The 22181-nt window shown below is 54.6% G+C and carries 17 protein-coding genes and 1 pseudogene; 4 read left to right on the top strand and 14 right to left on the bottom strand.

Features of this window, described 5'->3' with window-relative positions; all coding sequences use genetic code 11:
• Window positions 1–80: 80 nt before the first annotated feature.
• From SPI6313_RS15095 to bchD, 3 genes are all read right to left on the bottom strand, one after another.
• Window positions 81–1214, bottom strand: coding sequence for an iron-containing alcohol dehydrogenase family protein (locus SPI6313_RS15095; protein WP_072621749.1), 1134 nt, complete (start codon window positions 1212–1214; stop codon window positions 81–83).
• A gap of 17 nt (window positions 1215–1231) precedes the next feature.
• Complete coding sequence (locus SPI6313_RS15090) at window positions 1232–1780, bottom strand: Ycf51 family protein (protein ID WP_072621748.1); 549 nt, start codon at window positions 1778–1780, stop codon at window positions 1232–1234.
• A gap of 225 nt (window positions 1781–2005) precedes the next feature.
• Window positions 2006–3973, bottom strand: coding sequence for a magnesium chelatase ATPase subunit D (gene bchD, locus SPI6313_RS15085; RefSeq protein WP_072621747.1), 1968 nt, complete (start codon window positions 3971–3973; stop codon window positions 2006–2008).
• Between the two features lie 298 nt (window positions 3974–4271).
• Between bchD and SPI6313_RS15080 the strand changes: the two genes are divergently transcribed.
• Window positions 4272–7682, top strand: coding sequence for a type ISP restriction/modification enzyme (locus SPI6313_RS15080; RefSeq protein WP_072621746.1), 3411 nt, complete (start codon window positions 4272–4274; stop codon window positions 7680–7682).
• A 36-nt stretch (window positions 7683–7718) separates the two neighbouring features.
• On the opposite strand, the gene pcrA is transcribed toward SPI6313_RS15080, so the two are convergent.
• Window positions 7719–10043 (bottom strand): DNA helicase PcrA, encoded by a 2325-nt coding sequence (pcrA, locus tag SPI6313_RS15075; RefSeq protein ID WP_072623164.1) that lies wholly within the window; start codon window positions 10041–10043, stop codon window positions 7719–7721.
• 222 nt (window positions 10044–10265) lie between these two features.
• On the opposite strand from pcrA, the gene pheA reads away from it, so the two are divergent.
• Window positions 10266–11132 (top strand): prephenate dehydratase, encoded by an 867-nt coding sequence (gene pheA / locus SPI6313_RS15070; protein WP_072621745.1) that lies wholly within the window; start codon window positions 10266–10268, stop codon window positions 11130–11132.
• On the opposite strand, the gene SPI6313_RS15065 is transcribed toward pheA, so the two are convergent.
• The 8 genes and pseudogenes from SPI6313_RS15065 to SPI6313_RS15030 all read right to left on the bottom strand — a co-directional run bounded on the left by SPI6313_RS15065 (window position 11071) and on the right by SPI6313_RS15030 (window position 18163).
• A complete protein-coding gene (locus tag SPI6313_RS15065) occupies window positions 11071–11505 on the bottom strand; it encodes a hypothetical protein (RefSeq protein WP_072621744.1) in 435 nt (144 codons plus the stop codon). The genes pheA and SPI6313_RS15065 overlap by 62 nt on opposite strands.
• Window positions 11502–11833, bottom strand: a pseudogene (locus tag SPI6313_RS23620) (type II toxin-antitoxin system PemK/MazF family toxin). Before SPI6313_RS23620 ends, SPI6313_RS15065 begins: the two are co-directional and overlap by 4 nt.
• Window positions 11821–12081, bottom strand: coding sequence for an AbrB/MazE/SpoVT family DNA-binding domain-containing protein (locus SPI6313_RS15055; protein WP_072621743.1), 261 nt, complete (start codon window positions 12079–12081; stop codon window positions 11821–11823). The pseudogene SPI6313_RS23620 and the gene SPI6313_RS15055 overlap by 13 nt, the downstream one beginning before the upstream one ends.
• 109 nt (window positions 12082–12190) lie before the next feature.
• Window positions 12191–12844, bottom strand: a complete 654-nt coding sequence (locus SPI6313_RS15050; RefSeq protein ID WP_245788802.1) for a Uma2 family endonuclease — start codon at window positions 12842–12844, stop codon at window positions 12191–12193.
• Between the two features lie 222 nt (window positions 12845–13066).
• A complete protein-coding gene (locus SPI6313_RS15045; RefSeq protein WP_072621741.1) occupies window positions 13067–15757 on the bottom strand; it encodes a phycobilisome rod-core linker polypeptide in 2691 nt (896 codons plus the stop codon).
• 338 nt (window positions 15758–16095) lie between these two features.
• On the bottom strand, window positions 16096–16572 hold the full coding sequence (locus SPI6313_RS15040; RefSeq protein ID WP_072621740.1) for a TspO/MBR family protein: 477 nt from the start codon (window positions 16570–16572) through the stop codon (window positions 16096–16098).
• Between the two features lie 18 nt (window positions 16573–16590).
• Entirely contained in the window at window positions 16591–17136 is a 546-nt protein-coding gene (locus tag SPI6313_RS15035; RefSeq protein WP_072621739.1) for a hypothetical protein, read from the bottom strand.
• Window positions 17137–17377: 241 nt separating this feature from the next.
• Window positions 17378–18163, bottom strand: coding sequence for a PD-(D/E)XK nuclease family protein (locus SPI6313_RS15030; protein WP_072621738.1), 786 nt, complete (start codon window positions 18161–18163; stop codon window positions 17378–17380).
• A gap of 226 nt (window positions 18164–18389) precedes the next feature.
• On the opposite strand from SPI6313_RS15030, the gene glmU reads away from it, so the two are divergent.
• A complete protein-coding gene (gene glmU / locus SPI6313_RS15025) occupies window positions 18390–19751 on the top strand; it encodes a bifunctional UDP-N-acetylglucosamine diphosphorylase/glucosamine-1-phosphate N-acetyltransferase GlmU (protein ID WP_072621737.1) in 1362 nt (453 codons plus the stop codon).
• A 144-nt stretch (window positions 19752–19895) separates the two neighbouring features.
• Here glmU and rdgB read toward each other — a convergent pair whose 3' ends face one another.
• Both rdgB and SPI6313_RS15015 read right to left on the bottom strand, forming a co-directional pair.
• The gene (gene rdgB / locus SPI6313_RS15020) at window positions 19896–20477 is read right to left on the bottom strand and encodes an RdgB/HAM1 family non-canonical purine NTP pyrophosphatase (protein ID WP_072621736.1); all 582 of its coding nucleotides are present in this window, start codon (window positions 20475–20477) and stop codon (window positions 19896–19898) included.
• A 1-nt stretch (window position 20478) separates the two neighbouring features.
• Entirely contained in the window at window positions 20479–20982 is a 504-nt protein-coding gene (locus SPI6313_RS15015; protein ID WP_072621735.1) for a phycobiliprotein lyase, read from the bottom strand.
• Window positions 20983–21146: 164 nt separating this feature from the next.
• On the opposite strand from SPI6313_RS15015, the gene SPI6313_RS15010 reads away from it, so the two are divergent.
• Window positions 21147–22172: an MORN repeat-containing protein gene (locus SPI6313_RS15010; RefSeq protein ID WP_175551155.1), complete on the top strand. Its 1026-nt coding sequence runs from the start codon at window positions 21147–21149 to the stop codon at window positions 22170–22172.
• Window positions 22173–22181: the final 9 nt, after the last annotated feature.

Raw genomic sequence — 22181 nt, 5'->3', positions numbered from 1 at the left:
CGCTTTTGGAAAAACCTGAGCCTCAACGTTCGGCGTGAGGACTCCCAGTTGGCGGTTAAGGGCGTTGAATGATGCTCAATTTATGACAGGGTGGTGGTGGCCACCATGGCCGCGAGGAGTTGATCCGACGTGACCGGAAAGGGGAGGTGATGGAGGTCAGAATCAGGATGACAGGCAATCTCGGCGGCATTCCGGAGTTGATCGAGGGGCACTTGTCCTAAGCCCAAGTCTTCGAGGGTTTGGGGCAGGCCGAGATCGCGGTAGAACTGAAGAAGCTGTTGGCGGGAACTGTGGGCCAGTTGGCTGCGCTGCACTTGTTCTTCTAAGCGGAGTTGCACGAGGATGCCGTAGGCGACTTTTTCGCCGTGGAGGACGGGATGGGCGGCGGGGATGTGGGTCAAGCCGTTGTGGACGGCGTGGGCGGCGACGGTGCGACATTGCGCCCCGCCGAGACCGCCAATCACCCCGGCGAGGAGGACGGTGGCATCGACGACTTCGCACCAGTCGGGGCTGCCGGGATTGGCGATCGCACTGCCTGCCTTTTGAAAGAGAATATCCCGTAAAATCCGCGCTTGCTGTACTGCGGCGATGATCAGGGTGTGGGTAGAGTCGCCACTACTGACGGAGGCTTCGTACCATTTGGCGATCGCGTCACCAATGCCGGCCACCAGGGTGCGGGTGGGGGCGGTGTGGATCACGTCGTAATCGAGGATCAAGGCGTTGGGGCAGTTGTGCAAGCCCACATCGTAGTGAAAGGCTCCCGCATCGGAATAGATATTAGAGAGGGCTGTCCAGGCGGCACAGGTGGCGGCGGAGGTGGGCAGGGTGACGATCGGCAGGTGACAGCGATGGGCGAGGAGTTTGGCTGCATCGAGGGCTTTGCCGCCGCCGACTCCGATGATCAGGTCGGCTTGATGGTTGGTTGTGGCCTGTTCCAAGTGGGCGAGGCTGGTTTCGGAACAGTCGGGGTGATAGGTGGCGGTGGTGACGGTGAGGTTATGGGTAGTGAGGGTGGGGAAAAGGTGGGATTCCACAGCGGCGAGGCTACGATCGCCCCCCACCACCAGCGGTCGCTGACCCAAGGCGGCGAAGACTGACCCGGATTGCGCGATCGCCCCCCAGCCCCGCAACACCTGGGCCGGTGCGATCGCCAACGGGGTCACCGTTCGGGTCGTGGGGGTTACAGGTGCAGCGTGCAAGGTCGGATCAGTCATGGGAGAAATCACCTCAATTAAGTATCAGTGGGTTCAGGGGCCGGGGGCAGTTGGGCGAAATTTTCGGAATAGAGTTGGATGGCGATCGCTTCACTTTGGCCACGGCCAAGTGCATCAGGGTCTTGAGATAATTTAACCGCTTCGCCGAGGTAAAGGGGGAGAGAGATCCCCGGTTCTGGGTGGAGCACTGTCCGCGCCCGCACCATTACCGCCTGAGCATTATTCCCCAACCGGCCAAAGGGTGCAATGTCGAGGGCAGCCTGTTGGAGGGTTGCTTCTACTTGTTCTGGGGTCACCGTCGGGTCAACCACAATCACCACATGGGCCGCAGCATCGTCATAGACTAAGTTATAGCGCACGGCTCCCGGAATGTCCGTGTGACTAAACAGCCCCAAACTCAGGCCAAACGCCCCAATGGTCAGCACCGCCGTGAAAGCCGTCGCCCCCACAAGACGAAACCGAATCCCCCATTTCAACAGAAATGCCAGGAGCATCAGCAGGAAAAAAGCCCCGGTAGCGTAGGCCAGCCATTGAGTATAAAGCGCGAAATCGTTGGGTATTTGCATCGTTAATCAGGGTTAGAACTGGAAAGAGTTTAAGGGAGTCTGGAACGAGTATGAGTGAGCCAGAGGCTCACACTGCCATTGCTGAAATTCTCTGTAGTGCGAGCTTCTAGCCCACTGCCCTGACGGAGAGAGGGATCAATCGCAGACTGGGTCAAGATTAGAACATTGTGGATCAGCAGTAGTTTGGACGGAGGAGACACAGCCGGAGAGATTCGGGTAGGCGCATTACCGCATCGATGAAATCGCATCTTGGGCCATGGATGCGATCGCTTGATCCGTCGCACGGGGAATCCGGTAATATTTCCCCCCCGCCTGCTTGGCCAATTCTTGACCGAACCCAGTGGCGACAAACCGCTTTTCCGTGTCAATCATCAGCAACTTAAAGCCAGTGGCGCGGATTTTGCCCGCAATATTGAGCAATTCCGCCTTAATATCCGGCTTTTCCTCCGGCAGTTCCTCACCGAGGGACTTTGCCAAAGGAATATTACCGCGCCCGTCGGTAATCGCCACGATCACCACCTGGCCAATATCCCCGGACATCTTCGCATTCGTGCCCACCTGCACCGCCTGGGTTAACCCGTGGGACAGGGGCGAACCGCCGCCACAGGGCAGTTTTTCCATCCGTAACCGCGCCATCGTGATCGATCGCGTCGGCGGTAACAACACCTCCGCCTGTTCGCCCCGGAAGGGAATCAACGCCACCTGATCGCGGTTTTCGTAGGCTTCAGTGAGGAGCCGCATCACCGCCCCCTTCGCCGCCTGCATCCGGTTCAACGCCATCGAACCCGACGCATCCACCACAAAGACAATCAACGCCCCCGCCTTCCGCGCCAAACGTTTCGATCGCAAATCCCCCTGCTCCACAATCACGGTGCGCCCCGGATTGCGAAGACGGCGAGACTTTTGATACGGTGCAGCGGCGCGGAGAGTGGCATCCACGGCAATGCGGCGCACCTTCCCCCTCGGCAACATGGGTTTGACATAGCGGCCGCGATCGTCGGAAAAAATCATACTCCGCGAGCCACTGCTGCCCTGTTTATTGGCCATTTGGGCAAAATAAAGCACCGACGGATCGAGGATCACCCCTTCAATATCAAAAACAAATTCCTCCGGGATTTCCGGGGTGTTGTCCTGTTGCTCGTCGTCTTCATCTTGGTCGTCGTCGTCTTCGTCTTGATCTTCAGGTTCATCGGCTTGATCCTCCGGCGGCGGCGGTGGGGGCGGCGGCGGTTGCATCTCGTCGTCCGGGGGCCGGTTGGCGGCGGTGGAGCGGGGGACGATGACCAATTCCACCGCTTTACGCAGGTCATCGGCGGCCACTGCATCGCGACCTTCGAGGGCGGCGGCGGCTTTGGCAACGCGCACGGCGAACAGTTCCGCCCGATGACCCATCACTTCCCCTCGAATCGCTTCTTCCACCAGATAGTTAATCTGATCGTGGCTGATCGTCACCTCTTTGAGGTATTCACGAGCGAGGAGAATATCGGTTTTCATGCCGTCGCTGTCGCTGTGGTATTGCTCGGCAAATTTGGCGGGATTGTCGGCGTAGTCGGTGACCTGGCCGACGGCGGTAACGCGCTGATCCAGGGAGAGCACCCCATCGGCGGAAAGGGTGATGGCGATGCGATCGCACAGATGCTCCCGCAGGGGGCCTTCTTCGGGGTTGAAGGTGGCGATCAACATCGGGCGGCAGGGGTGCTCGATGCTGATGCCTTCGCGTTCGATCCGGTTGCAGCCATCGGTGAGGACGCTGAGGAGTTGGTTGGCGATCTGGTCGTCGAGGAGGTTGATTTCGTCGATATACAACACGCCGCGATGGGCTTGGGCCAGGAGGCCGGGCTGGAAGATGGGTTGACCCTGTTGGACGGATTGCTCCACATCGACGGAACCCAGGAGGCGATCTTCAGTGACACCGAGGGGAATTTGCACGAAGGGGGAGGGGATGATTTCGGTGTCGTCGCCGGGTTCGGGGGCGGCGTTGCAATAGGAGCCTTGGGCAATTTCGATGGGGGGCAGGAGGCTGTGAATCCCCCTCGCCATCACGGATTTGGCTGTGCCGCGTCGGCCCGCGATCGCTACCCCACCCAAGCCCGGATCAACAGCGGTGAGTAACAGCGCCAGTTTGATCGCTTCTTGGCCAACAACGGCGGTGAGGGGAAAGTTGGTATTCAGTCGAGGGGCAGTGGTGGGCATAGGAAACAGCGATCGCAAACAGGGTCAAGCTCTTATCATAAAACATCCCCCGGCCCCCACCGATCGCCACGGGGATAGGGAATGATGAGGACTGAATCAGTGAGGCAACGGAGAGGGTCAGGTCGGGAAAGGCTAGGGGAGCGATCGCTCCTTCTCGCCGCGTCCTAGTGATAGCGCTCGATTGTCCATTGATAGGGGTTGATGGTCATGGAGATCGCAGCTTAAGGCATTGCCGATAATGATAATTCAAATTTTCGTGTAGGTTTGATTGAGAACACCCCACCGAGAGGATGCGCTGATGTCGTTGGTTGAGCAATATATCCGGGATTTGGTAGCCAACCGGGCCACGGGGGCAACGGTGGCGGAAACCACCCACTACCCCGCGTTACAGAAATTACTCGATGGCTTGGGGGCAGAACTCAAGCCCAAGGTGCGCTGTATTACGGGCCTGAGCAATCAAGGGGCGGGGATGCCCGATGGGGGGCTGTTTACGGCGGCACAGTTTCGGCAGCAGGAGGGCGATCGCCCCCAAGACCCGACGAACCCGGAACGTGGCGTGATTGAGGCCAAGGGCATCGGCGCGAATGTGCGAAAAACGGCGCGATCGAGCCAAGTTCATAACTATTGGCTGAAATACCGTCAGGTGTTGGTGACGAATTTTCGCGAATTTTTGCTGGTGGGGTGTGATGGGGATGGGGAAAAGGTCGAGTTAGAGTTTTTCAGTTTGGCGAAAACCGAGGCGGAATTTTGGCAATTGGCCGAAAATCCGAGGGCATTGGCGACCCAGTGGGGGCAATCGTTAACGGAATATTTGCAACGGGCGATGTTGTCCACGGCGGCGATCGCCTCACCGGAAGATGTGGCGTGGTTTCTCGCCTCCTATGCGCGGGATGCCAGGGTACGGATCGAGCAACAGCCGGATTTGCCTGCGCTTCAGATGATCCGCGAGAGTTTTGAAACGGCGTTAGGGATTCATTTTGAAGCGGAACGGGGCGATCGCTTTTTTCGATCTACCTTGGTGCAAACGCTGTTTTATGGCATTTTTTCGGCGTGGGTGTTGTGGCATCGCGAGGGGTCAAAAGGTGAGTTTGCTTGGGAGCGATCGTGGCGGTTTTTGCGTGTGCCGATTTTGCAAATGTTGTTCCATCGTTTGAGTGATCCAGAAACGTTGGAATTACTCGGTTTAATTCCGATTTTAGATGGGGCAACGGCGGCGCTTAATCGGGTGAATCGATCGGAATTTTTCAGCACGTTTGATGATAGTCAGGCGGTGCAATATTTCTATGAACCGTTTTTGCAAGCGTTTGATCCAGATTTGCGTAAAGAGTTAGGGGTATGGTACACGCCGCCGGAGGTGGTGCGCTATATGGTGGCGCGGGTGGATCGGGTCTTACGGGAGGAATTGAATTGTGCGGATGGGTTGGCGAGTGAGGAGGTGTATATTCTCGATCCCTGTTGTGGAACGGGGGCGTATTTGGTGGCGGTGATTGAACACATTGCGGCGACGCTACGGGCAAAGTCTGAGGATTCTGGGTTGGGATCATTAGAAACATCTGAAAGTTTAAAGGAGATTGTTTTAAAGCGGGTATTTGGCTTTGAAATCCTCACGGCTCCGTTTGTGGTGGCGCATTTACAGGTGAGTTTGTTGTTACACAAGTTTGGGGAGTCGCTATTACTGTACGGCAAGGATCAGGAGCGGGTGGGGATTTTCTTGACGAATGCGTTGACGGGTTGGCGGCAGGGTGAGCCGTTGCCGATTCCGAATTTTCCGGCGTTGGAACGGGAGCGGGATGCGGCGGAAAGTGTGAAAAAAAGCAAGCCGATTTTGGTGGTGCTTGGCAATCCGCCGTACAACAGTTTTGCGGGGATTGCGGTGGATGAGGAGCGGGAGTTATCGGATGCGTATCGGGAAACGAAGCACGCGCCGCGTCCCCAGGGTCAGGGTTTGAATGATCTGTATGTGCGCTTTTTCCGGATGGCGGAGCGGCGAATTGTGGAGCAAACGGAGCGGGGCATTGTTTGTTTTATTTCTAATTATTCGTGGTTGGATGGGTTGTCGTTTACGGGAATGCGGGAACGGTATTTAGAGGTTTTTGATCGGGTTTGGATTGATAATTTACACGGCGATCGCATCATTTCAGAATATTCACCGGATGGCCGCACGAGTGAAACTGTTTTCGCAATTCCAGGATTTTCAGCGGGTATCAGAGTGGGAACAGCGATCGCATTACTGATGAAGGGTAAAAAATCTCAAGCGAGCCAAATTTTTTATCGAGATTTTGATCAGGCGCGTGCGGTAGAACGGTGTAAGGCAATGGCTGAAAGTTTGACAGAATCCAAACCCAATTATCAAGAAATCACCTCATCTCTTACCCTCGGTCTACCCCTCAAACCCAAAACTGTCACCGCCGCCTATTTCGATTGGCCGTTGTTAACTGACCTCTTACCGATCTCATTTCCTGGCGTTAAAACAAGCCGCGATAGTTTTCTGGTTGACATCGACAAAAAACAACTTGAGCTTAAAATACAAGAGTATTTTGATCGCACGAAGAGTGACGGTGAAATCGAACGTAAATATCCTATTGCTATGAAAGAGACGCGAACCTTTAATCCCAAAGATGTTCGTAAGTTTCTCTTGAGTCAAGGAATAGAGGAAGGATTTTTTGTCGAGTATCTCTATCGACCTTTTGATAAGCGTTGGCTGTACTGGGAACCAAACACAGACTTATTAGATCGTAAGCGCACAGAATATCTTGAAGTCCAACGATCAAATCAAAATTTATGGTTGGCCGCAGCACAAAAACACAGAAGAGACTTTGATCCGCCTTGCATTTCTGGCCTTCTCACTTCCGGACATGTTATTGAACGTGGAGCCAACTTATTTCCTTTGAAAACGCCTCCTGATGTGTGGGGGGGATTATTTCAAAATGGCTCAGAACATGTATTAGGCGATGGTGAATTCACCATGAATTATTCGCCTAATGCGATTGCTTACCTGCGTAACTTATCGCTAGACATCACATCAGAAGCATTGTTTTTTCATTGCGTAGCTATTCTCTATTCTCTGCAATATCGCACCGAAAACGGCGATGCACTTAAACAAGACTGGCCTCGAATTCCACTACCAAACCACAAAAAACACCTCCAACAATCCGCCCAACTCGGCCAACAACTCGCCGCCCTTCTCGACCCCGAAACCCCCGTCCCCGGAGTCACCCAAACCCCCAGCGACCCCCTCAAAATCATCGCCGTTCCCCTCACCACCCACGGCGAAAAACTCAAACCCGAAGACTTCGCCCTTACTGCCAACTGGGGCTACGGCGGCAACGGCAAACCCACCATGCCCGGAAAAGGCAAAGCCATCCAACGCCCCTACACCCCCACCGAACGCGACACCCTCGGCTCAGAGCGCATCGCCCGCCTCGGCGAACACACCTACGATATTTACCTGAACGATCGCGCCTACTGGTGCAACATCCCCGATCGCGTTTGGCACTACACCCTGGGCGGCTATCAAGTCATCAAAAAATGGCTCAGTTATCGCGCCGAAAAAATTATCGATCGTCCCCTTAAACAAGACGAATTTGTCCACGTCATCCACACCGCCCGCCGCCTCGCCGCCATCCTCATCCTCGAACCCGACCTTGACGCTAACTATCACACCATCAAAACCCACCTCCACCCCTGGAAATCCGAACAAGGGGCTTAACAAGGGGGCTTAAGCCCCTTGCCTAGCAGTGATGAACTAAGAAACCCGCGTTAGGGGGGCGTGTTGGGGGTCCATCACCTTTTTGCCGATGCCGGGGAATTTCACCCCTAGGTGAACCTTGTGCTTTGTGCCAAACACATGGGTGACTTCCCCTTCACCAAATTGGTCATGGACGATGCGATCGCCCACCAGCCAATTGTCAGGATTATTATCAATCTTCGGGGGGGAATCATCAACGGCCTTGGGTTTGCGGCGGCGGTGAAAGCGATCAGGTTGGCTGACAAACTCTTCCGGCAATTCGCTGAGGAACTGCGACGGCACACAGCTTTCAGAACTGCCCCAGAGACGACGCATTTGGGCATGGGTCATGAATAGCTGTTCCTGGGCGCGGGTGATGCCCACATAGCAGAGGCGGCGTTCTTCTTCGAGGGAGGCGGGGTCATGGAGCGATCGCGCATTGGGCAGCAACCCCTGCTCCATCCCCACCATAAACACCACCGGAAATTCCAACCCCTTCGCCGCATGGAGGGTCATCAGGGTCACCGCTTCGGTTTCATCTTGGAGATTGTCCAGATCCGATGCGAGGGAGGCATTTTCAAGAAAATCTTGAAGCCGCTCGGTTTCGTTTTCCTCCTGGAACTCGGCGACAGCGTTGAGTAATTCGTTGAGGTTTTCGATCCGGTTGTTAGCCTCATCCGTGTCCTGCTGTTGGAGGTCTTCCACATAGCCCGAATCCTTGAGCAGCCCTTGGGCTAACTGTAACGCCGGGATGTCGTGGGCTAATTGTCCTTGATAGCGTTTGATCAATTCCACAAACTCCAGCACCCGTTTCGCCGCTCGGCCCGCTAGGGTTTGGGCAGAGGTTTCATCACTGAGGATTTCCCAGAGGGGTACGCCCAACTCTTGGGAGGCGTTTTGCAGGTTTTCCAGGGTGGATTTCCCGATTCCCCGGCGCGGTGTGTTGATAATTCGTAGCAGGCTGACGGTGTCGGCGGGGTTGGCGATCGCCCGCAGATAGGCCAGCATATCTTTAATTTCTTTGCGATCGTAGAACTTCAACCCCCCCACAATCGTGTAGGGAATTTTCCCCCGCAGGGCATCTTCTAAGGCGCGGGACTGGGCATTGGTGCGGTAGAGAATCGCAAAACTGCCCCAGGTCAATTCCGGATGATCCGAGCGCAAACCGTGCATTTGGTCGAGGACAAAGCGGGCTTCGGTCTGTTCATTGTCGGTTTTGGCAATGTAGATCGGCTCCCCCTCGCCCCGTGTCGCCCGCAAAATTTTATCAATGCGTTGGCTATTGTGATCAATCAACTCGTTAGCCGCGTAGAGAATCGTGGCGCGGGAGCGGTAGTTATGTTCGAGCTTCACCATGGTTTGGGTGGACTCATCGGGCAAACCATCGCCAAAATCCTGTTGGAACCCCAGCAAGATCCGAAAATCCGCCATCCGGAACGAATAGATCGATTGATCCGCGTCGCCCACCACAAACACGGAGCGATCGCGCCAATCCCACGCCTTCGGGTTAGTCTCCCCATTGGTGGTCAAGAGCCGAACAAAATCGTATTGAATCTGGTTTGTATCTTGATATTCATCCACCAGAATGTGATGAAATTGCTTGTGCCAATAGCCCAAGACACTTTCGTTTTGCTCAAACAAGCGCACCGGAATCAGCAACAGATCATCAAAATCTAGACCATTATTCGCCGCCAGTTGATCCTGATAGAGTTCGTACACCTCCGCGATGGTGCGCCCGCGATAGTCGGGGTTTTCCTTGGCGTATTCGGCAGGCGAGAGGCCGAGATTTTTCGCATTGCTGATCGCGTAGCGAATTTTGCGGGGGTCGAATTTTTTGCTGTCTAGATTGAGTTGTTTCGTGGTGATCGACTTCACCACCCCATTCACATCGGCATCGTCAAAAATGGTGAAGTTTTTGCCCCAAGTGCGGCCCCGTTCGTCCTGATATTTATCCACATCCAGCCGCAAAATTCGCGCCGCCAAACTGTGAAACGTGCCAATCCACAGGGGTTTGATGACTTCTTTGTAGACTTGCGATCGCAGCTTCGTTTGGATCGCCGGTTCCAGGGCATCCAGGGGCTTGTTGTGGTGCTTGTGGGCTAATTTATCCGCAAAGAGGCGATCGATCCGCTCCTTCATTTCCCGTGCCGCCTTGTTGGTGAAGGTGACCGCGAGGATATTTTCCGGATGAACATGATGCTCATGGATTAGGTTAAAAATCCGGTAGGTCAGGGCCCTCGTCTTGCCCGACCCAGCCCCAGCCACCACCAGGAGCGGCCCGCAAAAATGTTCAACGGCGCATCGTTGGGCAGGATTCAGATGGGACAGAAAGTCGGTACTCATGGGCAAGGATACAAGTAACAAAAATACAGTGACCCAAACAGAGTCATGCTCTTCATTGTATCGACTCGGTGAATGATTCCGGAAAATCAGGCTTTCAGACCCCGCCCCTCCGATCATGGCGTTGATCGGCCAATGGAACTTGACAGACTCCTCCGTTTAGAAAACGGGGGCTTTACGTCTGCACTCGTAATACACTGAAAACACCACCGTTGAACTCGACGCATGACCCCTTCCATCGCTCACCTTGGCCCCCCCGGAACCAACGCAGAAACGGCCGCCATCGTCTATCGCAATCGCCTCCAACAAAACACCGGCAATGAAGCCATCCTCTGCCCCTACCCCACCATTGCCCAAACCCTCAAAGCCGTGGCTGCCCAACAGGTGGATCTCGCCGTGGTGCCCGTGGAAAACTCAATTCAGGGGAGCGTGGCTGTCACCCTCGATACCCTCTGGGAGTTGGAACACCTGCAAATCCAACAGGCTCTCATTCTCCCGATTCATCATGTGTTGGTGTCCTGTGCTGCGGATTTCCAGGCGATTCAAACGGTCTATTCTCACCCTCAGGCCTTGGCGCAATGTCAGCGGTGGCTAGAATGTCACCTTCCCCAGGCGCAACAGTTGGCCAGCAATTCCACCACCGAGGCCCTCGCCGGTCTCCGCGCTGACCCGACGGTGGGCGCGATCGCCTCGGCCCGTGCTGCCCATCTCTACGACCTGCCCATCCTCGCCGATCGCATCAACGACTATCCCGACAACTGCACCCGGTTTTGGGTTGTGGGGCGCGAACCGGGAGAACCGGGGGACTATACTTCCCTGGCCTTCAGTGCGGCGGCGAATCTTCCCGGTGCATTGGCCAAACCGCTGCAAGTCTTCGCCGATCGCCACATCAACCTCAGCCGGATCGAATCGCGCCCCACAAAGCGATCGCTCGGTGAATATCTCTTTTTCATCGACCTCAACAACACCCCCCAATCCACCGAATCCCTCCACACCGCCCTCCACGAACTCCCCCAATACACCGAAATCCTCAAAATCTTCGGCTGTTACGCCGCCTCCCCCATCCTCGCCCCCGAACTCGCGATCGACTAACCCCACCCCCCCGGCCTGCTGGCCAAACGCTCTCCTGGGCAACGTGGGCGTAGGTGAGGATTTGGTTAATGTCGGTGTGGCTGGGTTTTTCGGGGGTTTTATATTTGGTGTCGAGGACGGCGATCGCTCGATGCGGGGTGCGATCGTAGATAGTGAGATCAATGCTGTGGGCATGGGGGGTTTCATAGGCCGCGTTGAGGCGGTCATAGGTGCGATCGCAACAATCCGCAGCCGTGAAAGGAACGAGGGCAATGGAGCGATCGGCGGTGTTCATTGTGCCGATGATATAGACGTTTTCAGGGATGCTGAAGCTGCGATCGCCCCTTGGGGTTGAGGTGATCGGGGGGAGGCGATCTCTTCCTGCTTGGTTCATTCGGCAAACATCTCCGCTAAGGTATCCAAAACTTGGCTTTGCTCATCTGAACTAATTTGACCCAACTTCTTAACCAATCGAGTCTTATCAATGGTGCGGATTTGATCTAGAACAATTTTTTTCATCCTTACCCTGAAACTGACAGGCAATTCGCGTCGGGTAGACTTTCCCTTTTGTCGTCATTGGCGCAATAATCACGGTAGCAATATAACAGTTCATCTCATTCGGTGAGATGATCACACAGGGTCGTGTTTTCTGAATTTCACTGCCAACTGTGGGGTCAAGATTAACCCAAAAAAACGTCAAAACGGTTGACTACCACTCCCATTGACTTTGCTCCCAATCAGTACTGTTCACTTGATCAAGAAGAACATCATCCTGTTCTTTCGCCATGGCAGCAAAGGCTTGATCCCAGCCTGTCCTTAACCGTCGTGCAGTGCGAACCGTGAGATGATCCCCTTCCACTTCAATTTCAACGTCGGTCTGAATACCGCTTTGCTCTAAGAGCAGTTTAGGAATACGCACGCCTTGGGAATTGCCGATTTTAACAATTCGGGTTCTAATCACTGTGCTCATCCTTCAATAATTCCCAAAGCAGAATGTGATTACATTGTAGATACATGCTCAAGGAGCATCAAGGGTAAAGAGGTCTTACCGGCAAACTCTCAGAGAGGAGCGATCGCCCTCACACCGCATCCGGATCAACCCCCAACTCCCCCAACTTTGCCCGTAAAGCATCTTGTTTTTCTCGCTCTATCACAAGCTCCTGCTCTGCCTGCTCTGCCCGGAGCCGTTCCTGTTCCATTGGCAGTAAAACTAACTGTTCGTTAGGGAAATAGAACCGCAACCAATCCGTTGTTTCTTGCAACACTTGACCCTGCCAAGTTCCTAACCATAACCCCAATGCTTCACACCATAACCACCCCTTGTCATTGGGTTGCAACGGTACATACTGGCGATTTTGAAGCGCCCAACCTTGTAATGATTGCGGATCAAACGGGTCAAACACAAAATAATGGCTGGCGCTGAACCGTTGCTCGTAAATTTCTTTCTTTGCCGTTAGGTCAACATTTGCCGTCGAAGGTGACATTAACTCCACAATCACATCGGGATATTTACCATCTTCCTCCCAAACCACCCAACCTTGCCGCTCTTTTTTACCGTCTACATTCAGCGCCACAAAGAAATCCGGGCCATGGAAATCGCGGTTTTTAATTTGTGCCAAGCTGTAATAGACAAACATATTACCGCTAGCATAAAAATCCTCACGGGGCGCAAGGGCGGCATAAACTGAATCAATGAGCAGGTTCATCGCAAGACGGTGACGATTACTTTCCAAAGGGACTCCATCCTCAAAGATCAAATTAGTGGGGGGTGGGGTCGGAACCCAGAGGCCGGGTGTGTTGGATGGGGGGGCTGATGGCTTCGGTGGGGTCATGAGAAGTGCGGCAGTTAATTAATTTGTATTATAGCGGCCGGGTTTAAGAAACATTGCACCCATTTAAAGCCCAAAAAACCCCCTCGGAGTGAGGGGGTTTAGAGTTAAATCGAGAATTTTGGGTTAGCGGATGCCGACCGGCTCAAAGCTGGGGACAACCACTTCGCTGTCTTGTTTCGTGAGCTTGTTGTAGAGCTTCTCGGTGTTCGGGAAGTTCGCCGCCGGGAGCGTCGGGAAACGACGGTAGGGCACGGTATCTTCACCGAACAATTGCAGGTATTCCATCCCGTTCACCATCGCTCCGATGAAGGCGCTGATGCCTTGGGTGGCGAGGATTTGGTTGTAGGTTTGGATTTCCTTTTGGTTGAGGGGCGCACGACCGAGGAAGTGCTTGGTTCCTAACTCGATCACCTTCGTGTTCGGGTAGGGGGTGTAGAACTCCTTGAGGTAGAGTTCCGAGCGACCGAGACCTTCGATGAACTCTTTGACGGTAATTTCGCCGTTGCCGAGTTTGCTTTCGAGGGCGGTGAATTGGGTTTGGATCACGTAGGGGGCGAGGTCGCGCTCGAAGATTTGACGATAGGCAGCAGCGATCGCATTCTTCAACGCCACTTTGTCGTTCAAGTTCGTCAACTTGAACACCTTTGTTTGTTGACGTTGCGCCGTCACCCCTTGGTTGACCCGGAAATTGACATCCGGTGCCGTCCGGTTCGCAGCAACCTGACCCAGTTCGATAAAGCGCGGCGTTGTTTCTGCCGTCACCTGCGTCGCAAAGTCGGGCTTCAGCGCCCCCGGACGCGCCATCCGCATTTGCATCCCGGCCGGAGTCACATACCGCTCATAGGGCAGTGTATCTTCCCCAAAGGCTTCCGTGTATTCCTGGCTATCAACGATCGCATCAATCAAGGCATAGAAACCTTGCTTGGCGCAGATATCAAAATAGGCGTTGATTTCCTGACGGCCATAGGTCGGACGACCCAACAGGCGGCGGTGAATATATTCCACCGACTTACAGACATACATCGACGACCAATAGAGACTGCGGAACACTTCCGACTTCGCGAGGGCCTTGATGAACTCGCGCACGGTGATGTCGCCGTTTTCCAGCTTAATCTCCGCCACCGTCAAACGTTGACCCGCATAGAGTTCACGACCGAACACTTGGCGATAGGCCGCATTCAGGAATTTTTGGGTGCTGCTTTCGGAATATTTGACACTAACGCCTTTCTTCCCAGTGGGCAACTGATCTAAGCGGAACACCGACGCGCCAAGGCTACCGGGGAACTCACCCCGTGCGCCTGGATTGCTCACTTGGCTATTGGTGGCCGGGCCGCGGTGGATCAGAATCCGGCGGGTATCCTTACCGAAGGGTGACGGACGGGTGTTGGGGTTGCGGGTTTCCTTCGGGAAAATCGCCCCGAATTGGATTTCCAGCGGGTCATTCCCAGCACCGTAGACGTGCTGATCCGGTAAGGGCTGCTCGTATTTCGCAAAGGTGGTGATGAATTGCGGCACTTTGCGGAAGGGCGCACTGTAGTTAAACAGGTCTTGCTGCATTCCCCAGTTGCGGCATTCTTGGGCTTCTTGACCCAGACCGCGCAAGTACGGCACGGTTTCTTCCCCGAAATAGTCAGAGTATTCTTGGGAGTCCACAAGGGCATCCACTAGCGCACCTAAACCACCGGCGGAGACGATCGCAAAATAACTCTGCACCTCTTCGCGGGACGAGGGGCCCCGACCGAGGATGTGACGGAAGGCGAGTTCGAGAGCGCGGCTGTTGATGAACGGCTCAAAGAACTGCTTGCGATAGAGGGGGGATTTTGCCAACCGGCGCACAAATTCCTTCATGGAAATATCGCCGTTTTTGACCTGGGATTCCAAGTAGGAAATGGATTGGCTGTAGGCACGGGTGATGTCCCGCTCAAAGATTTGCCGATAGGCAGCCTTGATGATCGCACCTTTTTCTAAGGCGGAGAGACCGGGCTTCATGACAAACTTTTGACGACGTTCGGCGGCGTTGAAGTAGCTTTGGGGCAGTTGCAAGCCTTGCTGATCGGCCGATTCCCGCTGACGGAGTTTGTCCGAGGGGAGGGGGGCTTTAAACTCAGTGAGCGCCACGTCAAAGTATTCCGAGACGAGGGCGATCGCATCTTCATCGGTTGCGAAGTATTTGCGAGCGGCTACCTTCATTTCTTGGATCGCCACGATCGTAGCGGCACTCGAACAGGCGTTCTCGATGATTTCCCGCAGCCCGCGCACGTTGACCGTGATGATATTCGGGTCACCGGCCACGATCGCATAGGTGACATAGCGCAACATCCAGGACAAATCCCGCAGGGATTTTTGCATGTTGCGGGGGCCGTATTTGCTGATCGGAATGGTGCGAAACCCGGTGGGCGTTTCGATTTTATTCCCCGTGCTCAAGAACAGGTTTTTGATGCTGTCGAGGACGCTGTTGCCGCCGCCACTTTCGACGAAAGTGAGCGTGCCGGGGTCTGCGCCTTCTGAAGTCGTGCCGCTGGCGGGACTCATTTCGGCATCATCTGAGGGGGGTTTTTCCAAAAAGGACATGGGAGAGCCGCCGGTAAAAATGCGGTTGGCGGCCCGCGATACGATAATTTCTGCGTTTTGAGAAATGGTTTGCGCGATCGCAATTCGCTTATTTCCAGAATCGAAAAACGCCTTGAGTTCGCCTAGTTCCCGCATATCGGGGAAACGGTCTTGTTGTTCAGCCTGCGCGATCGCCGACGTGGGAACCGTTTGATATAGTTGCGGGCGGGCTAGAGAACTTCCACCACTTGCCGTAATCGTCATAGTCTGCTCAGTTATCTCCTATCCACGGTTTTACACAGGTGTATTTAATGACAATCCGCTTAATCTCAAGTGGAACAATCAACGTCAGCCTCGGTGGTTCGGTGGGGTGAGCCACCGGATCAGACTGAAAGTTTAGGTCTGTTTACACCTGATTGATTTGTCTTAGGTGGCGCAATGCCGATGGATTAAACGAATTCAATAAGTATTTTGAGTCAGTTTTTAGATTAAACCGTTTCCGGATTCCTGAGTATCTTTGTTAAGAACTGTATCAGTTTGTACCCAGAATGCGGCTAGATGTTTCTAGGGCAAACCACCCCCTGGATCGGGGCAAAACAAGGCTAACCTTGACCGGGATTGAGGGCCACCATTTTCCAGGTCACCCAAGTGCCGATAGGACTCCAGAGCAGATAGGGCAGGAGTAACCCACCGCTCCACGGGGAGATCGGCCAGGTCACAATGGTTAAACCCACCCCCACCACGACCCCAAAGCCCCCAATGGCAACCCCAATGAGGAGCCGCCGACAGCGACACATCACCGGGGTGTAGGCCATAATGACGACTTCGAGCAACAGATATCCGGCCATGAGTTGCCAGGCCTGGGCCGTGCCGGGGATGGTTTGCCAAACGAGATAGGCCGACCAGCCGCCACAAATTAAAATCGTGATCCAAATCAGGGGAATGAAGCGTTCAAAGGTGAGCCAAGGGGGACGGCGCAGGCGCATGAACCACTGGACATCCCGCAGGGAAAGCCGACTCATGCTGCCGGCGATCGCAATCCCCACCCCCGCGATGATTAACCAAGCCGGGATTTCCATCGGGTGAAACGCTCCACGCTAATCATTCTGTTGGGCAAGTTCGGGATCAAGGGGCTCGCTGGTGGTGGGAACCTGGGGGGGATTGGGTTGGGCAGAGTCGAGTTGCAGGGATTGAGGAAAACGGAATGTGCCTTGGCGAAAACTTTTGGCAATGCTGGCCCACTGGGGTTTGTAGAGATACCCCAAAATTGCGATCGCCAGCAAAATCGTTAGTAAATTCCCCCGCACCCCCAACCCAAACTTCGCCAACTCCGCACCACAGAGCACTGCTTGGGTGATCATCGTGCCGTAGAGGGCAAAGCGGAGGTTATTGTGCTGGATGGACAGACTGAGATACAGGGCCACAATGCCCATACAAAACGTCACCACCGAGAGCAGGGCGATCGCACCCTGGTTCAGCAGTGCCGCATTGGTCATCAAGTCTGTGCCCGATTGGACTGCCTCACCAAGTACAATCAGGGCGATTTTTTGCACTCCCATCAAGAAGCTGATCGGAATCGCGATCAGGGCACTAATGAATTGCAGACTGGTCAGAACTCTGAGGTCATTGGGAGCAGTGGTCATGGGTAGTCCGGCAAGAGCAGGGGTAAGTAGCTAAAAATAATCCTTCTCTTATTACCAGTATCCGGCATTAAAAATTCTGGATACTGAACAAAATCTAAAGCTTTACTCGTGCCGAATGGGGGTCGAGCTTGGGAAGTCGTGCTCCTGATGCGATCGCACTGCTTTGGGTCAATGGGAATGCCCTTGCCCCTTTCGTAACGTCGTAACCGAGAAGAAAAGCCGTAGATGCTAGCGACAGGCTTCAGATATCTGGACTATTATGAATCATTTCTCGCCATTGGGTGGGGGCAAATGTTGTGGTTTCTTGACGTTCGCAACATTGGACAAAGGGGCAACGACGACACAGGCCCTTCGCTTCCGGCACTTGCGCAAAGGGAGCATTGTCGTTACGGTACTGCTCCTCGGCGGTGAGCAACTGGGCAACGATGTGGCGAAGTTCGTTCTGGGTGGCGAGATAAGCAGCGGTGCTGTAGGGGAAGGTGTGCGATCGCACATTCTCCGCATCCCCCACAATCCAATAGGTCATCGTAATCTGTTCCGGTGTATAGTCCGACGTAGCCGCCAACACATAGGGATAGAGCTTCGTTTGCCAATTCTGCTCCACCTGTTCACGAGGCGGCAGATCCCGATAGGTCTTCCAGTCCAGAATCGTCGCCTCGTGTGCCGTCACCAGCAGCAGGTCATACACCACCGTCAACACCACATCGGGCCACTGCAAAACCCGGCGGTGTTCCGCCTCCCGGACAACATTCGGATCGGACTCCCGCAGTTCCGGCAGCTTCGCCAACAACGCCTGATAGGTCACACCGAGGGGATCATCGGGCCCAAACATCCCCTCCACCGGTAGCCCCAACTCCCGCTGCTGCATCAGGGTGTGGAACTGACTTCCCCAGGTCAAACTCTCCTGGCGATTGGGATCAAGGGGCCGTCCCAATTGCTCATGGTAGGTGTATTGATACCGGCGGGGACATTGGGTGAAGGTGTTGAGTTGGCCTTGAGACAGGCGCAATAGGTCAGAATATGCCATCGATGATTAGGCGATTGGGCCATTTTTCAAGACAATGGGAACGGTCTTTGCTGTGGGGATCAGGAATCCTCCGCATCAGCAGCGATCGCGATCAAGGGTGGAATATGGGTAGCGGGTCGGATCATCCCGGCTCCTGTCGTTCTCGCCCTCAATGCCCCGATCTGGGGTGAATGATTCCTGGAATCATTTAAATTCACAGTACCTAAAATTTCGTCTTGATAAAACTATGGTAGCGGTAGCAATTTTGGCAGCCGGGCGCGGCACACGCATGAAGTCAGATTTACCTAAGGTACTCCATACCTTGGGCGGCAAAAGTTTAGTGGAACGGGTGTTACAAAGTTGTCGTGCGGTGGAACCAACGCGGCAATTGGTGATCGTGGGGTATCAGAGCGATCGCGTCCGCACCACCCTTGAGCATTTGCCGGGGATCGAATTCGTCGAGCAATCCGAACAACTCGGCACCGGCCACGCCATCCAGCAACTTCTCGGCCCCCTTGCAGATCTAGACGATGATCTCCTCGTCCTCAATGGTGACGTGCCCCTCCTCCGCCCCGAAACCATTGCCACCCTCCTCCAGACCCACCGCACCCACCGCAACAGCGCCACCCTCCTCACCGCCCAACTCGTCAACCCCAAAGGCTACGGGCGCGTGTTTTGCGATGGCGAAAACTACGTTCAACAGATCATCGAAGACCGGGACTGCACCGAGGCCCAGCGCCAAAACCCCCGCATCAATGCCGGGGTCTACTGCTTCCACTGGCCCCAACTGGCCGCCATTTTGCCCAAACTTTCCAACGAAAATGATCAACAGGAATATTACCTGACGGATGTGTTTGCGATGATGGCGCAAGTGATGGCCGTTGATGTGGAGGATAGCCAAGAAATTACCGGGATTAACGATCGCCGTCAGCTAGCCCAGGCCGCCGATATGCTCCAAGGGCGGATTAAAGACGATTGGATGCGGGCGGGCGTGACCTTGATTAACCCCGACAGCATCACCATTGACGACACGGTCACCCTTGCCCCCGATGTGGTGATCGAACCCCAAACCCATCTCCGGGGCAACACGGTGATCGCCGCAGGCTGTCGGATTGGCCCCAGCAGTTTGATTGAAAATAGCCAGATTGGCGAGAATGTGACGGTGATGTATTCCGTGATTACCGATAGCACCGTGGCGGCGGCAACGCGGATCGGCCCCTATGCCCATTTGCGGGGTCATGTGGAATTAGGCCAAGGCTGCCGGATTGGGAATTTTGTCGAACTGAAGCAGACCCAGGTGGGCGAGAAAACGAACATCGCCCATTTGTCCTATCTGGGCAATGCAATCCTGGGCGATCGCGTCAACATCGGCGCAGGGACAATCACCGCCAACTATGACGGCGTGAACAAACACCAAACCATTATCGGCAATGGCTGTAAAACGGGGTCGAATTCTGTCCTCGTCGCGCCCTTGGTTTTGGGGGAACAGGTGACGATCGCGGCCGGTTCGACGGTTACCGAAGATGTGGGCGACGATGCCCTCGTGATCGCCCGCAGTCGGCAAGTGGTCAAATCCGGCTGGCGTTTGTCGTCGGACTCATCACAGTGAGCCTGAGCAACAAGGGGCTTTATGAAACTTACGGAAATAATCCGGTAATTCCGTAATGCGAGCATCTTGCTCGCTAGAGGTTTAGAGCCTTTTTCAATTACCGGATTAAATAGTTAACCTCCATTAAGTCCCTTGCCTGCTGTGTTACTTAGAAAAGGGCAGGGTTGACCATTGGGCGAGGAGGGTTTGAAAGGCGCGGCCTCGATGACTGATTGCGTCTTTTTGGGCGGCGGACATTTGGGCGAAACTGAGGCCCACGTCGGGAACATAAAAAATCGGGTCATACCCAAAGCCGCCTGTGCCTTGGGGGGCGGTGAGAATTTCCCCCGGACAGATGCCTTCGGCCTGGAGGGCGATCGCACCATCGGGAGCCGCGATCGCCAATGCACAGATAAATTGTGCCGATCGCTGTTCTCTGTCCCCCAATTCTGCCAAAAGGCGAGCGATGCGATCGGCATCGGTCTTGCCGTAGCGGGCGGAATAAAGACCCGGCGCACCGTTGAGGGCATTAACGGCGAGGCCCGAATCATCTGCGATCGCCCAGTCTCCCACCGCCAGAGCCACCTGAGACGCTTTTAACGCCGCATTTTCTAGAAACGTTGTCCCCGTTTCCTCAATCTCCAAGTCCGGCGGCTTCATCACCAAATCCACCCCCAAATCCGCCAGATAGACCGACATTTCAGGGATTTTACCCGGATTTCCCGTCGCAACAACCAAGCGTGTCATCCTAGCTTTGCATCCGTCGAATTTCAGAGTAAAACGCCGCTTGGCAAATCACCCCATCGTTTTGGATCGTCACCGTCCGAAACCGTAAATTTTCACTGGCAAACCAAATCCGCTCTTCGTAGTGGCGCGGGCCATCCTGCACCGTCAGAGTGAGTGCCTCATCTGCGCTGAGGTCATAGGTTCCCACCGCTAGATCAGCCCGGAGCAGTTGGCCGCTGGGGCTGGGGGCGTTCGGGGCAGCGAAGGCCATCACCGTACCGCCCACTTGTTTCGGTTGCCCCGGATCAACGGAATTATCCCAGTGAATATCAAGGCCACCCCAGACGGTTTCCGGGGCGATCGCCGCATTTGCGCAGAGGGTTTGGATGGGAGCCGCATCGGTCGCAAGCCAGGCCATGGTGACTTCCGCTTTCGCACTCTCTGACTGGTTCTCGGTTAGTTGATAACAGGTGCGTTGGGCAAACCACTTGCCCACACATTGCTCCATAAAGGTCTTAATATCCATGCGCGATCAAACTATTCTAAAGGCGTTCATAATCTTCCCATCTTACCGTATTGGTCTTCTCTGTTCCGATTGGGAAATTCCAAGCTAGACTAGGGTTGAATTTCCTTTCGTCAGTTTCAATTGACGGGCTTCACCCACAGATTTTCATGAGTTCAGGAATGTTTATGGTCACCACTCCCCACAGGACAACAAGCATTCTGCAACGTCTGACAACCCTTGGTATTGGGGTTGCAGCGACGTTGGGCTTGCAAGCGATCGCCACCCTCCTCGCTCCCCCCGCCGCCCAAGCTCAATACATCATCACCCTCCCCGACGGCGCTCGCTGCGAAGGCCAATTTCGGGGCTACACCGGCAATGGCATCTGTCAATATTCTGATGGTTACTATCGGGGTGACATTCTCAACGGTCGTCGCCACGGGCGCGGCGTGTTCTACTACTACGACACCGAAACCAGTAACGAAAACTTTCAAACCATCTACGACGGCGAATTCCGCAACGGGTTACCCCACGGCAAAGGTAAATTCATCTACGGCAACGACAACCGTTACCAAGGGGATGTACGTAATGGCTTACCCAACGGCACAGGCTTGTTCATCTTCCGCACCACCAACCCCACCGAAGTCACCGAACAGATTCCCGGCGAACCCTATCTAGTCTCGATTGAATGGAATCAACCGGAATATGCCAATCGCTACTATGGTGGCGTTGTCGATGGCTTACCCTCTGGGCGGGGTTCGATGGTCTATGGGAAATGTCGGGACTATAACGGTGATTTGCGCTGTGCTCGCTATGATGGTCTGTTTCGCAATGGTGTGCCCCATGGCCAAGGTACATATACCGATGATGTCTGTGTGCGCCGTAATGGCCAAGTCCAATGCATTCGCTTTTCGGGAAATTTCTGGGCTGGACAACCCAATGGTAATGGGACGCTGTCGTTTCCCAATGGCACAAGCTGCCAAGGGCAGTTTAATGATTTCACCCTCAGCGGCAGTGGTTCCTGTTCCTACGGCAACGGCGATCGCTACACGGGTGAACTGCGTCGCGGTGTGCCCCACGGCATCGGGCGGATGCGCTATGCCAACGGACGGGTGTATGAAGGAGAATTTCAACTCGGACAACCGGCCCCCCGCGTGATTCCAGAACCCGAACAACCGGATATCGAAGGTGGGCCGCCTCGTTTGCCCAACTAGATCAGCGGC

Source organism: Spirulina major PCC 6313, assembly GCF_001890765.1.
Lineage (GTDB): Bacteria > Cyanobacteriota > Cyanobacteriia > Cyanobacteriales > Spirulinaceae > Spirulina > Spirulina major.
The sequence above is the reverse complement of the archived record's forward strand: the minus strand, read 5'-3'. Positions and strand labels throughout refer to the sequence as shown.

What these genes read in the sequence shown, in the direction of transcription:
- SPI6313_RS15095 (WP_072621749.1), bottom strand. Translation starts at nt 1,214, where the DNA reads ATGACTGATCCGACCTTGCACGCTGCACCTGTAACCCCCACGACCCGA.
- SPI6313_RS15090 (WP_072621748.1), bottom strand. Translation starts at nt 1,780, where the DNA reads ATGCAAATACCCAACGATTTCGCGCTTTATACTCAATGGCTGGCCTAC.
- bchD (WP_072621747.1), bottom strand. Translation starts at nt 3,973, where the DNA reads ATGCCCACCACTGCCCCTCGACTGAATACCAACTTTCCCCTCACCGCC.
- SPI6313_RS15080 (WP_072621746.1), top strand. Translation starts at nt 4,272, where the DNA reads ATGTCGTTGGTTGAGCAATATATCCGGGATTTGGTAGCCAACCGGGCC.
- pcrA (WP_072623164.1), bottom strand. Translation starts at nt 10,043, where the DNA reads ATGAGTACCGACTTTCTGTCCCATCTGAATCCTGCCCAACGATGCGCC.
- pheA (WP_072621745.1), top strand. Translation starts at nt 10,266, where the DNA reads ATGACCCCTTCCATCGCTCACCTTGGCCCCCCCGGAACCAACGCAGAA.
- SPI6313_RS15065 (WP_072621744.1), bottom strand. Translation starts at nt 11,505, where the DNA reads ATGAACCAAGCAGGAAGAGATCGCCTCCCCCCGATCACCTCAACCCCA.
- SPI6313_RS15055 (WP_072621743.1), bottom strand. Translation starts at nt 12,081, where the DNA reads ATGAGCACAGTGATTAGAACCCGAATTGTTAAAATCGGCAATTCCCAA.
- SPI6313_RS15045 (WP_072621741.1), bottom strand. Translation starts at nt 15,757, where the DNA reads ATGACGATTACGGCAAGTGGTGGAAGTTCTCTAGCCCGCCCGCAACTA.
- SPI6313_RS15040 (WP_072621740.1), bottom strand. Translation starts at nt 16,572, where the DNA reads ATGGAAATCCCGGCTTGGTTAATCATCGCGGGGGTGGGGATTGCGATC.
- SPI6313_RS15035 (WP_072621739.1), bottom strand. Translation starts at nt 17,136, where the DNA reads ATGACCACTGCTCCCAATGACCTCAGAGTTCTGACCAGTCTGCAATTC.
- SPI6313_RS15030 (WP_072621738.1), bottom strand. Translation starts at nt 18,163, where the DNA reads ATGGCATATTCTGACCTATTGCGCCTGTCTCAAGGCCAACTCAACACC.
- glmU (WP_072621737.1), top strand. Translation starts at nt 18,390, where the DNA reads ATGGTAGCGGTAGCAATTTTGGCAGCCGGGCGCGGCACACGCATGAAG.
- rdgB (WP_072621736.1), bottom strand. Translation starts at nt 20,477, where the DNA reads ATGACACGCTTGGTTGTTGCGACGGGAAATCCGGGTAAAATCCCTGAA.
- SPI6313_RS15015 (WP_072621735.1), bottom strand. Translation starts at nt 20,982, where the DNA reads ATGGATATTAAGACCTTTATGGAGCAATGTGTGGGCAAGTGGTTTGCC.
- SPI6313_RS15010 (WP_175551155.1), top strand. Translation starts at nt 21,147, where the DNA reads ATGGTCACCACTCCCCACAGGACAACAAGCATTCTGCAACGTCTGACA.